Origin of the sequence: Leuconostoc miyukkimchii (genome assembly GCF_019656055.1) — a bacterium.
Taxonomy (GTDB): Bacteria; Bacillota; Bacilli; order Lactobacillales; family Lactobacillaceae; genus Leuconostoc; species Leuconostoc miyukkimchii.
The window spans coordinates 152,203-163,987 of record NZ_BPKY01000006.1 but is presented as its reverse complement, the minus strand read 5'-3'; the positions used below and the strand labels follow the sequence as shown (position 1 = coordinate 163,987).

The following is an 11,785-nucleotide window of genomic DNA, read 5'->3' as shown; positions in this document are numbered from 1 at the left end:
AACTACTAAAAATCAAAAAAGGAAAAGTATGTTGAGTGCTTGACACACCCTGGCGTATTGGGAAAATATTATGACAACAATTCAAACAAAATTACACTATCATTTTGATCATGTCGGTTCGTATTTACGTCCTGATCATTTAAAAGCAGCTCGTGAAGATTTTCTAAATGGTAATATATCAAGGGAGGTATTATTAGAAATTCAACACGATGAAATTAAAAAAGTTGTTGATGAGCAAGTTAAAGTTGGTTTACCAGCTGTAACAGACGGCGAATTCAATAGATCATGGTGGCATTTAGATTTTTTGGGGCAACTCGGTGGTTTTGAATTTTATGAACAAGAAGACTCATATAAGTTTCATGGCGCAAATACACGGACAACTAATGTCCGTTTGACAGGAAAAGTTCATGCTAATCTTGCACATCCGTTTTTTGATGATTTTACCTATTTGAAGTCAATTGTTCCCGAAGGTGTTGAAGTAAAACAAACTATCCCATCACCTACGTTAGTGATTAACCGAGACCATCGTTCAGATTTGTGGTCAAAATATTACGATAGTTGGACTGATTTTTTGGATGATTTGGCACAAGCATATCATGATACATTGCAACATTTTTATGACTTAGGGGCGCGCTATATTCAACTAGACGATACAACATGGGCATATCTCATTGCGCAACTGAACGCTAACGAGGACAACCCAGATGAGCGTGCCAAGTATGAAAAGTTAGCTGAAGACGATGTTTATGTCATTAATAAGGCGCTAGCAGGGTTACCAGATGATCTTAAGCTGTCTACCCACATTTGTCGCGGTAATTTTAAATCGACTTACTTATTTGAAGGTGGATACCAACCAATTGCTAAATATTTAGGGCAATTAAATTATGATGGCTTTTTCTTAGAATATGATGATGCACGTTCTGGAGATTTCAAACCATTAACAGACATCTGGAATGGACGCGAAAATGTGGAAATTGTATTGGGATTATTGACGTCTAAATCGGCTGATTTAGAAAATGAGAACGATGTCATTGCACGTATTCATGATGCACAGCAATATGTGCCAGTTGAGAATTTAGCATTGTCAACGCAATGTGGTTTTTCTTCAACTGAAGAGGGAAATGTGCTAACAATTCCTGATCAATGGCAAAAGCTAGCATTAGTTAAAAAAATTGCTGATGAACAATTAGCTTAACATCAACCGGAGAGTCAACGGTTTAAAGAATTTTAGAAAATACTGAGTGTCGTCAAAAAATCGATGTAAATGTAGTTATTTTAGCATACTCAAAGTTATAAGATGAATAGTGATTTTAAAGGAGAAAAGTAATGGCAGAGACAGTCGTTGAGAGTTTTACATTGGATCATACAAAAGTGAAAGCACCTTATGTACGTGTGATTGAATCACAAAATGGACCGCAAGGTGGTAGTATTACAAATTACGATCTACGATTGACACAACCTAACGAAACAGCTATTGAAACTGGTGGTCTACATACATTGGAACATCTGTTTGCTGGCCTTGTTCGTGATGAAATTGATGGTATTATTGATATTTCACCATTTGGTTGTCGGACAGGGTTCCACGTCATTTCATGGATTAATTATGACGCTGAAACACTTGCCAAAGTATTCAAAAAAGTATTAGAAAAAATTGTAAGTGACGATGTAACTGAAGTTCCTGCTGCTGAAATTGAGAGTTGTGGTAACTTCAAGGATCACAGTTTACACTCAGCCAAAGAATGGGCCAAAATTATTTTAGCGCAAGGTATTTCTAGTGATGCTTTTGAAAGAAAAGTTGTTTAATTAGCATTTAAACGTTAATTGACGAGGTTTGTTCAAAAAGCAAGCACGTTTATAAAGCATTGTAATAGCAACAGGACGCATGATTTTTGCGTCGTACATAATATTAAAGGAGAACGTCTCAATGCAAAAAATTACACCTCAACGTTTTTTTGAAATAACGCGCGCTTTGAGTACGCTCTTAGGAACAGGTTTGGTCTGGTGTCGAATGTGACGATTAAAAACGCTGTACGTTGTCACTGTCAATATGAAGAATGAAAGTAGGAAGAAAAATGACTAAACTAGATAAGCAATACGCTTTTGAAACGCGCCAATTACATGTAGGGCAAGAAGAACCTGATTCAGCAACAGGTGCACGTGTGACACCAATTTATCAAACGGCGGCATATGTCTTTAAGAATACTTCAGAAGCAGCTGGTCGTTTTGCACTAACTGATGCTGGTAATATTTACGGCCGTTTAACAAACCCAACAAATGCAGCATTTGAAGCACGTATCGCTTCTCTAGAAGGTGGCGCTGCAGCTATTTCTTTGGCTTCAGGTGCAGCAGCTGTTACAGCAGCAGTCTTAAATGTTGCTGGTAGTGGTGATCATATTGTTGCTGCGTCAACATTATATGGTGGAACAGTTGAATTATTCTCAGAAACCTTGAAAAAGTTGGGTATTGAAACAACGTTTGTGGATCCAGATGAACCAAGCAATTTTGAAAAAGCAATTCAAGACAATACAAAGGCAATATTTTTTGAAAGTTTAGGTAACCCTAAACTAAATATTATTGATTTTGAAGCGGTAGCAGCAATTGCCAAGAAACACGGTATCATTTCAATTGTTGATTCAACATTTGCAACACCATTTTTGGCGCAACCATTAGCTCATGGTATTGATGTTGTTGTCCATTCTGCAACCAAGTTCATTGGCGGACATGGTACCACTTTGGGTGGGGTTGTTATTGAAAAGGGTGATTTCGATTACAAGAAGTCTGGTCGATACCCTGATTTTACAACACCAACAGCATCATATAATGGCCTCGTATGGGCTGACCTTGGCGCAGGCGCATTCGTTACAAAAATTAGAGCAGAACATTTGCGTGATACAGGTGCAACACTATCACCACAATCAGCGTTCTACTTCCTTCAAGGACTAGAAACATTGTCACTTCGTGTTGAACGACATGTTGAAAACGCACGTAAAATTGTGGCATTTTTAAATAATCATGAAAAAGTTGCTTGGGTCAGTTATCCAGAATTACCAGACTCACCATATAAGCCTTTAGCTGATAAATACTTTAAAAATGGTGCGGGTTCTATTTTCACCTTTGGTTTAAAGCAAGGTGAAGAAGGTGCAAAGACATTGATTAATAATTTAGATATTTTTTCCCTACTTGCCAATGTTGGGGATGCTAAATCACTTATTATCCATCCAAAATCTACAACGCACGCACAATTGAGTGATGCACAATTAGCTGATGCAGGTATTTCACCAGATTTGATTCGCGTTTCAATTGGTATTGAAAATGTTAATGATTTGATTTCAGCCTTAGATTCAGCATTAGAAGAAGTATAAAAAGATTAATTCTTTGGTAATTTAATCAATTAAGAGGAAAGCAACATGCATGTTAATTATCAAAAAATTTATTATTTGCATGCTAAAAAAATTACCACTGCTGTTTTATTGCGGGGGAGCGGTGCAGTTGATAAATTTAGTTGATTTCAGAGATGGTAACATAGTACGAAGTTACCATCCTTAAAATGACGTAGATTTTAAAATAACGGTTACTTAATATTAGGAGAAAATACATGACAGTCACACTTAAAAAAATTGGATTTCAACACGTTGGTTCATTTTTACGCCCAGATACTTTAAAAGCAGCTCGTAAAGATTTCGAATCAGGAAAAATTACACACGAGGCGCTAGAAGAAGTTGAAAACCAAGCAATTACAAAGCTTGTTGATCAACAAGTTGCTGCTGGATTAGATGTCATAACAGATGGTGAATTCCGCCGTTCTTATTGGCACTTAGATAATTTTTGGGGATTTGACGGTGTAGAACAATTTAATTATGGTGAAGGATATCAGTTTTCTCATGAAGAAACACGTGATGATTCTGCCCGTTTAACTGGTTTATTGGGATTTAATGCGCAAACGCATCCATTTATCAAGCATTTTAAATTTTTGAAGGCACTTGCTGATGAAAAAAATGTTGAAGCAAAAATAACAATCCCATCACCATCGCAATTTTATGCTGAATTGTCTCGAGGCGTTAATGCTGAATTGATATCAAAGTTTTATGATTCATTAGATAACTTCTATGCTGATATTAAGCGCGTTTACCGTGAAGAAATTTTGGCATTGTATGAGGCAGGTGCTCGAACAGTGCAATTAGATGATTGTACATGGGGAATGCTTGTTGACTCTAACTTCTGGGAAACTATGGCTGGTGCTGGGTTTGATGTAAATGAATTAAAAGCACTTTACTTAGATTTAAATAATGGTGCAATCGCTGATTTGCCAGATGATTTAACAATCAATACACACGTTTGCCGTGGAAACTACCATTCTGATTGGGCTGCTGCTGGTGGATATGAAAATGTTGCCGAAGAATTATTTGGTAAAGAAAACGTGTCAAATTATTTCTTGGAATACGATTCTGATCGTGCAGGTGGTTTTGAACCCTTGGCCAAAGTATCTGGTGATAAGCGTGTTGTTCTTGGTTTAATCACAACAAAAACAGGTGAATTAGAGAATAAGCAAGAAATCATTGATCGTATACATGAAGCAGCAAAATATTTGCCTTTGAATCGTTTATGGTTATCAACACAGTGTGGTTTCGCTTCAACTGAAGAAGGTAATGTTATTACAGAAGAACAACAATGGAATAAATTAGCATTAGTTCGTGATATTCAAAAGACAGTTTGGGGTAATTAATAGTTTGTTTTAGTATCAAATAGCAATTAATTTGTTGTGTGGTATCGGTTAACTGTTAAGTGGCGTATAATTGACTGGGCATGAATCTGCTCTTTATACCAATTTATGAAGGCATCAGTAAAAAGTATGGGGAATTTGAGTGAGGGAAGAAACAGATGAATAAAAAATTAACAGCGGGTGCGATACTGGCTATTGTCGTAGTGGTAGGTGGCTATACTATTTTCAATAGACATTCAAAGGAGTCAGTGGGTAACACTTTGAATATTACAGTTCAAAGCCCGATCACTACTCTTGATCCCAATTTTGCTGATGACGTTGGTTCAAATTGGGCAGAAGTTCAAACGCTTGAAGGTTTATATACGACTGGTAAAAATGGCGACATTGTAGCTGGTGTAGCAAAAAATATTGTAAAACCAACGCAGAATAATACAGTTTATACAATCAAGTTGAAACAAAATCAAAAGTGGTCTGATGGTAAAAAGGTGACTGCCAAGGATTTCGTTTCATCTGTACAGCGTCAAGTTAATCCTGTCTACAAGTCAACACGTGCTAACCATTTCAAAGATATTGCAAATTATGATGCAGTTCACAACAAGGGTGCAAATGTTAAGCAATTAGGTATCAGTGCCCCAGATTCAGAAACTGTAAAAATTACATTGTCACATCCAGTACCATACTTTAATTTTATTTTAGCAAATCAGTTGTATCCAATTAACACTGACAAAGTGAAGTCTTACGGTAAAAAGTATGGACAAACTGCCGCAACGACTGTTTCTAATGGTGCGTACAGCATAAAAAAATGGAATCAATCTGCTACAACTTGGCAGTTTGAAAAAAACCCATACTATGCTGATGCAAAAAAAGTACACTATAAGACGATTAAAGCAACTGTTGTAACAGATTCCACACTGGCTAGTAAGCAATACTTGTCTGGTAAAGTAGACGAGGCTGTTATTTCAGGTGATATTATAGCAAAACTAAAAGAAAAAAATGCAGCAGATATTCAATCTAAGCAAACTGGACGTGTTGCATTTATTACATGGAATTCAAAGGATAAAATCGCTGGCAATACTAACTTCAAACGCGCAATCAGTTACGCAATTGATCGCAAAGTTTTGGCGGAGCAAACACTACAAGATGGTTCAACAGCAGCTAAATCAATTGTTCCTAGTGGCGAAGTGAAAATTGGTGGTAAAGATTTCAACGATGGTCTAAATTTGCCATTTGATAAAGCGAAGGCACAACAGTACTTAGCGCAAGCACAGCAAGAAATTGGTCAAAAGAAATTAACGTTAACGTTGAATATGGCTGACACAGATGCTTATAAAGCACTTGGTGTTTACTTGAAACAACGCATTGAAAGTGTCCTACCAGATGTAACGATTAACTTAAATCGTATGCCTTTAACTGCTGAAATTAGTGCCTTTAACAATCGTAATTTCCAAGCAGGAACATTGAGCTGGTCTACTGATTATAATGATCCTAGCGATTTCTTAGATATGGCCTATTCTGACGGTGCTATTAACTTTACAAAGTGGCAAAATAAAGAATATGATGCACTTATTGGTAAAATAAGTGAACAAGGCGAAGCGAACGATCAGCGCTTTAAGCTAGAAAAACAGGCAGCTAAATTAAATAATGATCTAAACGGTGTGACACCACTGTACCAAGCTGCCAACGTTCATTTGTTGAAAAAGAGTGTACGTAACTTGAACTATCCAGTTGTGGGTTATCAAAATTATAAGTATGCCGAATAGATTAGTGCACAACAAGGAGTTTGTTATGAAAAAAATTGGGGTTGCTAGTAATCATGCAATTCATGCTAATCCAAAATTTGGTACAAATTATGTGGACTATGTTCAGAAAAATTATATAGATGGTATTTTAGATGAAGGGGATTTACCCGTTATCTTGCCTATTGCAAAACCTCAACTAGCCCAAGCTTATATTGCAACAGTTGATGCCTTAATTTTGATAGGTGGTCAGGATGTTTCGCCCGACTATTTTGGTGAAGATCCGATACCACAACTTGGTGAAATTGATCGTTATCGTGATGAATTTGAATTAGCTTTGGTGATTGAGGCAGTCCGTGTTGGTAAACCAATTTTTGGTATTTGCCGAGGTGCACAGATTATTAATGTGGCGTTGGGTGGTACATTATATCAGGACTTGAATAGTCAGTATCAACCATTGTCTGTTAAGCATGACCAATATCCAACTAAATGGTCAACACCGACCCATCGATTAGATTGGCAACGTCCGAATTGGCTTGATGGCGTAATTGATCGCCATACGTTGGTTAACTCTTTTCATCATGAGGCAGTCAAGGATCTAGCACCTGGTTTAAGCCTAGATGCTACAAGTTCAGATGGTGTGATTGAAGCATTCTCTGATGATCAGCGTCACATTTATGGTGTACAATGGCATCCTGAAATGTTACTCATGACAGATCCAGAAGCCCAAAAAGTTTTTCACGCATTTCATGAAAAGATTTAGATTATAAATTTGTTATTAAGTCGTCATGTTGACGACTTTTTTTACGTGTTAAAATGGCGTACAATGTGATGAGTAATATAGAAAATGCTTTTGGAGATGTATTAAGACAATGGTTAACATCAAACAATAACCGTTTGTGTTTTATCAATATGTCTAAATACTTTGGAGAATTATATGTTTCAATATGTTAAAAAAATATTGATTGGTAAGCCGCTTAAAACGTTAGATGAAGGTGGACAATCACTTTCTAAAACCAAAGCGTTGGCATTACTATCCTCTGACGCCTTATCATCTGTGGCGTATGGAACAGAATCAATTACATCAGCGTTATTAGCTGCTGGAGCAGTGGCCTTATGGTTGCAATTGCCAATCGCATTACTTGTGTTGGTTTTGTTGGCAGCGATTGTCCTCAGTTATCGACAAATTATACATGCATATCCATCAGGTGGTGGCGCATATGCTGTCGCTAGTGAAAATTGGGGTGCTAAAGCTGGTCTAGTTGCAGGGGGCTCCTTGCTAGTTGATTATATGTTGACGGTCGCTGTTTCAGCATCAGCCGCATCAGATGCCATTACGGCTGCCATACCAGCGTTGCAACCATTTGTCGTACCGTTGTCAATTATTATTGTTATTTTATTGACAGGGATGAATTTACGCGGTCTACGTGAGAGTGCTAATTTTTTGATGTTTCCTGTATATTTCTTTGTCGCTGTTTTAGCGATTATGATTTTATGGGGTGTATTTCAAGCCGCCACTGGGCAACTACCATATCACGCTGCTGCAAAGGTAGGGACTGGTTTTTCTGGTTTATCGTTTGTGTTATTTATGCGGGCATTTTCAAGTGGGTCGTCATCCTTAACAGGTGTTGAAGCCATTTCGAATGCTGTACCAAATTTTAAAAAGCCCAAAGAAACACACGCGGCTGCAACTTTGACAACAATGGCCATTATTTTGGCTACATTCTTTGGTGGCATTACGTTCCTAAGTTATTGGTATGGTATTATACCCGATGCACATTCTACTGTTTTGTCACAGATTGCAGCTATTACTTTTGGCGGTCATGGTGTTGGATTTTACGTGATTCAATTAGCTACTGCGCTTATTTTGGCGGTAGCTGCTAATACTGGTTTTTCTGCCTTTCCAATGCTTGCGCTGAACTTGGCACGTGATAAATATTTACCACATTTATACATGGATAAAGGGGATCGATTAGGTTACTCTAACGGTATTCTATCGCTAGCATTTGGAGCAATTGTTTTGCTCATGATTTTCCATGGCTCAACGGATGCTTTAATTCCGTTATATGCTGTTGGTGTATTTGTGCCATTTACTTTATCACAGTCTGGTATGATTATTCATTGGTGGCGTAAGAAACCAAAAAATTGGGTTATTAAAGCAATTATCAACTTTATTGGTGCCTTTATTTCAGTTGTACTAGTAATAACATTATTTACTACGCGCATGGAACATGTGTGGCCATACTTATTTATTATGCCTGTTGTGATGTATGGTTTCTTGAAAATTAAACGTCATTATACAAGTATTGCACGTCAATTACGTCTGGCATATGCTAAAAACGACCATGCCGTACGGCATCATTATGATGGCGCTACTGTCATTGTTTTAGTCTCAAATGTGACCAAAGTAACCACAGAAGCGATAGATTATGCTTTGTCAATTGGTGATTACGTTGTTGCAATGCATGTTAGTTTTGATGTTAATCCTAAAAAAGAATTAGAGACGTCTAATCAATTCAAAGTAGATTTCCCAGATGTACGATACGTTGATATTCATTCCTCATATCGATCAATTGTGAAACCGGCACTTAGTTTTGTGGACGCAGTTGTGAAACAGGCTGGCAAACGTAATCATTCAGTCACAGTGCTAGTACCGCAATTCGTACCTAAAAAACCCTGGCAAAATATTTTGCACAATCAAAATTCACTACGTTTAAGAACCGCCTTTGCAGCACGTAAAGATATTTCTGTGTCGACGTACTACTATCATTTATCAGAATAAATCAAAAGTGTTAAATCAGGTATGAATCAAGATTAATTATGAAAGGTAAATGCATGTTGTAGTTGGATAAATACATGCATGTTGGACATTATGTCACAGGAAACGAAATTAATATTATTTTTTATTTGGGTAGTGATTGCCATGCTGATTTCAACAGTGGGGTTAGTTATGATCATGCGTTGGTATCATCGTGAAGTAACTAAAGTTAAGCAAGCACAACGTGATGATCAGTTGAAGAAGCAAAAAGAAGATATATAATTGATTCAACCAAAAAGACGACACTGCATATTGCAGTGTCGTCTTTTTGGTTAGAATGTTTCTGTTTCAATCTGATTTAATTTATCAGTCCAATCAATTTCTGGATATTTACGGGAAAGGGCGGTAGCTAAAACACGTTTAGCTAAGTTACCATTTCGAGTAAAAATAGGACCGTGAAAATATGAACCATAAACATTGCGATAGATAACACCTTCGGTTTTATCCATACCATTGTTGCCATTACCTGAAACAACAGTTCCCAAAGCACGTTCACCTGCGCCCAGGAAAGTACGTCCTTGATGGTTTTCAAAACCATGGTAGGTTTCATCAGTGTCATTATTTTTTATGACAATATTACCGGTAAGCCTTTTATCATTTAATACCGTTAATTTTTGGTCGTGCATATTCGTGGTGTAGTGATCCATCACACCGATACCATCGACCTTTTGACCGTTAGCCATGACCATATAATGCCCGAGCAGCTGGAAACCACCGCAAACAGCTAACAAAGGCCCATCGTTTTCAATATATTGTTTGATTTGTTGAGCTTTGTTTTTCAAGTCCTTAGCGACAATTGTTTCCTCGTAGTCCTGACCACCACCAAATAAAACAAAATCAAAATTTTCATTATCGAAATGATCACCCAATGACACGAGCTGATAGTTGACAGATACACCGATTTGTTTGGCATAATAGGTTAGTGCAATGATATTGCCATAATCGCCATACGTATTCATTAAATTACCATAAAGATGTGCTACGGAAATGTTGTAATCTGTCATTAGAAACCTCCTTTGATGTAACCGGCTGCGCCCAATTGCTCGCGTAGTTGCAGCATTGCCGTGTAAGTTGCAGCAATATATACTTTACGTGTTGGGAATGCTTTGATTGCGGTTACGATTTGTTTAAGGTCTTCATAAACAGCTTGATCAGGAAAGCCAGCCATCTTCAAACGGACACGCAAATCTTGATAACGTTCACCACCGGTAGCGACTGCTTTCATATTAGTATCATGTAGTTTTTCAAATTCAGCATCCCAAATCCAGCTGGTATCAATGCCATCGGCATAATTAGCGTTCAACAAGGTTAACAAAGAAAAATCATCTTTTTCCGTTTTCATCATATCAATGACAGAATTTGTACCCACGGGATTTTTAATCAAAACAATGGTAACATCTTTGTCTTCAACTTTGATGGCTTCTTGGCGGCCAAAAATTTGGGCGTTAGATTCAAAAGCTGTCTTAATTTGTTCAGGTGTCACATTAAATTCACGTCCAACGGCAAAAGCTGTCAGCGCGTTGTAAATATTATATAGACCACCTATTTCAATGCGAAGTGGTGTACCATCAATATTGAATGTCGAGTATCGCGGTGTTAGAGTGTCGACATGTGTCACTTGATATTGTAATTTTGGTCGCGCAAAATCATCAGTTGCGCTAAAATATTTACCTAAATTAGCGTAAGTTATAAAATCATATGTTAGTACAGAGTCATCAGTGGGGGATAAAATACCATCCGTGTTAATTGGCGCAACTTCGGGTTGATAGTCAGCTGCTTGGATATGATTAAAACCAAAGTATTTACGTTTATTCGGAAAATCACCACGTAAAAAGATGGGCGAGTCACCATTAGCTAGGACTACGGCTTCCGGTGCATGGTTTATACCGGCAATAATTTTATCGTATGTGGTATAAATTTCACCATAACGATCTAGTTGATCACGGAAAAGGTTGGTTAAAACAAACATTTTTGGCTTAATTGCGGCTGCAATTGTTTCCACATTAGCTTCATCCACTTCTAACACAGCAATTGGTTTTTTGCCATTGGGTGATGGTTTTATTTTTGTTGTGACAAGTGTACCAGTAATACCTTGCACCATGTTTGAACCAGACGGATTGGTGATAACAGTATAACCACCTGCTTCTAATACACGTGTGATGAGTGCAGTTGTCAGTGTTTTTCCGTTTGTACCAGTCACGATGACAAGATCAAAATCTTTTTGAATTGTTGTTAAAATATTCGGATCGATTGATACTGCCAATTTACCAGGCAGGCTTGTGCCACCTCGGTGTAATATGGTATGTAAAAACCAATAAGCGCTTTTTGCAGTAGCGCGTGCGATTGTGCTTTTAAGCGTCATAATGTCCCCACTTTCATGAGTATAATTTTACCATGAGTAGGCACATGGTGGGGATTTTTACTTAAAAGTTAATTCAAAATGCAATCATATTAAATATGGTAAACAAATTTGACGCAAAAATAGCATTGTTATATTTGTGGCAATAATCA

At 37.4% G+C, this 11,785-nt stretch carries 10 protein-coding genes; 8 read left to right on the top strand and 2 right to left on the bottom strand.

All coding sequences use genetic code 11. From position 1 onward, the window contains the following. Positions 1 to 70 precede the first annotated feature (70 nt). The 8 genes from K5Q13_RS06795 to K5Q13_RS06760 all read left to right on the top strand — a co-directional run bounded on the left by K5Q13_RS06795 (position 71) and on the right by K5Q13_RS06760 (position 9,496). A complete protein-coding gene (locus K5Q13_RS06795; RefSeq protein WP_220740956.1) occupies positions 71 to 1,195 on the top strand; it encodes a vitamin B12 independent methionine synthase in 1,125 nt (374 codons plus the stop codon). A 131-nt stretch (positions 1,196 to 1,326) separates the two neighbouring features. Next, positions 1,327 to 1,803, top strand: a complete 477-nt coding sequence (locus tag K5Q13_RS06790) for an S-ribosylhomocysteine lyase (RefSeq protein ID WP_220740955.1) — start codon at positions 1,327 to 1,329, stop codon at positions 1,801 to 1,803. Positions 1,804 to 2,072: 269 nt separating this feature from the next. Further along, complete coding sequence (locus K5Q13_RS06785; protein ID WP_220740954.1) at positions 2,073 to 3,362, top strand: O-acetylhomoserine aminocarboxypropyltransferase/cysteine synthase family protein; 1,290 nt, start codon at positions 2,073 to 2,075, stop codon at positions 3,360 to 3,362. A 233-nt stretch (positions 3,363 to 3,595) separates the two neighbouring features. Next, positions 3,596 to 4,723 (top strand): 5-methyltetrahydropteroyltriglutamate--homocysteine S-methyltransferase, encoded by a 1,128-nt coding sequence (locus tag K5Q13_RS06780; protein WP_220740953.1) that lies wholly within the window; start codon positions 3,596 to 3,598, stop codon positions 4,721 to 4,723. 155 nt (positions 4,724 to 4,878) lie between these two features. Then, on the top strand, positions 4,879 to 6,480 hold the full coding sequence (locus tag K5Q13_RS06775; protein ID WP_220740952.1) for a peptide ABC transporter substrate-binding protein: 1,602 nt from the start codon (positions 4,879 to 4,881) through the stop codon (positions 6,478 to 6,480). Between the two features lie 25 nt (positions 6,481 to 6,505). Then, complete coding sequence (locus K5Q13_RS06770; RefSeq protein WP_220740951.1) at positions 6,506 to 7,219, top strand: gamma-glutamyl-gamma-aminobutyrate hydrolase family protein; 714 nt, start codon at positions 6,506 to 6,508, stop codon at positions 7,217 to 7,219. Between the two features lie 174 nt (positions 7,220 to 7,393). Further along, the gene (kimA, locus tag K5Q13_RS06765; protein WP_220740950.1) at positions 7,394 to 9,238 is read left to right on the top strand and encodes a potassium transporter KimA; all 1,845 of its coding nucleotides are present in this window, start codon (positions 7,394 to 7,396) and stop codon (positions 9,236 to 9,238) included. Between the two features lie 78 nt (positions 9,239 to 9,316). Continuing rightward, positions 9,317 to 9,496, top strand: a complete 180-nt coding sequence (locus K5Q13_RS06760; protein ID WP_220741080.1) for a hypothetical protein — start codon at positions 9,317 to 9,319, stop codon at positions 9,494 to 9,496. A 50-nt stretch (positions 9,497 to 9,546) separates the two neighbouring features. On the opposite strand, the gene K5Q13_RS06755 is transcribed toward K5Q13_RS06760, so the two are convergent. Next, positions 9,547 to 10,278, bottom strand: coding sequence for a type 1 glutamine amidotransferase (locus K5Q13_RS06755; protein ID WP_220740949.1), 732 nt, complete (start codon positions 10,276 to 10,278; stop codon positions 9,547 to 9,549). Continuing rightward, positions 10,278 to 11,636, bottom strand: a complete 1,359-nt coding sequence (locus K5Q13_RS06750; RefSeq protein WP_220740948.1) for a Mur ligase family protein — start codon at positions 11,634 to 11,636, stop codon at positions 10,278 to 10,280. Before K5Q13_RS06750 ends, K5Q13_RS06755 begins: the two co-directional genes overlap by 1 nt. Between the last annotated feature and the right edge of the window lie 149 nt (positions 11,637 to 11,785).

What these genes read in the sequence shown, in the direction of transcription:
- K5Q13_RS06795 (WP_220740956.1), top strand. Translation starts at nt 71, where the DNA reads ATGACAACAATTCAAACAAAATTACACTATCATTTTGATCATGTCGGT.
- K5Q13_RS06790 (WP_220740955.1), top strand. Translation starts at nt 1,327, where the DNA reads ATGGCAGAGACAGTCGTTGAGAGTTTTACATTGGATCATACAAAAGTG.
- K5Q13_RS06785 (WP_220740954.1), top strand. Translation starts at nt 2,073, where the DNA reads ATGACTAAACTAGATAAGCAATACGCTTTTGAAACGCGCCAATTACAT.
- K5Q13_RS06780 (WP_220740953.1), top strand. Translation starts at nt 3,596, where the DNA reads ATGACAGTCACACTTAAAAAAATTGGATTTCAACACGTTGGTTCATTT.
- K5Q13_RS06775 (WP_220740952.1), top strand. Translation starts at nt 4,879, where the DNA reads ATGAATAAAAAATTAACAGCGGGTGCGATACTGGCTATTGTCGTAGTG.
- K5Q13_RS06770 (WP_220740951.1), top strand. Translation starts at nt 6,506, where the DNA reads ATGAAAAAAATTGGGGTTGCTAGTAATCATGCAATTCATGCTAATCCA.
- kimA (WP_220740950.1), top strand. Translation starts at nt 7,394, where the DNA reads ATGTTTCAATATGTTAAAAAAATATTGATTGGTAAGCCGCTTAAAACG.
- K5Q13_RS06760 (WP_220741080.1), top strand. Translation starts at nt 9,317, where the DNA reads ATGTTGGACATTATGTCACAGGAAACGAAATTAATATTATTTTTTATT.
- K5Q13_RS06755 (WP_220740949.1), bottom strand. Translation starts at nt 10,278, where the DNA reads ATGACAGATTACAACATTTCCGTAGCACATCTTTATGGTAATTTAATG.
- K5Q13_RS06750 (WP_220740948.1), bottom strand. Translation starts at nt 11,636, where the DNA reads ATGACGCTTAAAAGCACAATCGCACGCGCTACTGCAAAAAGCGCTTAT.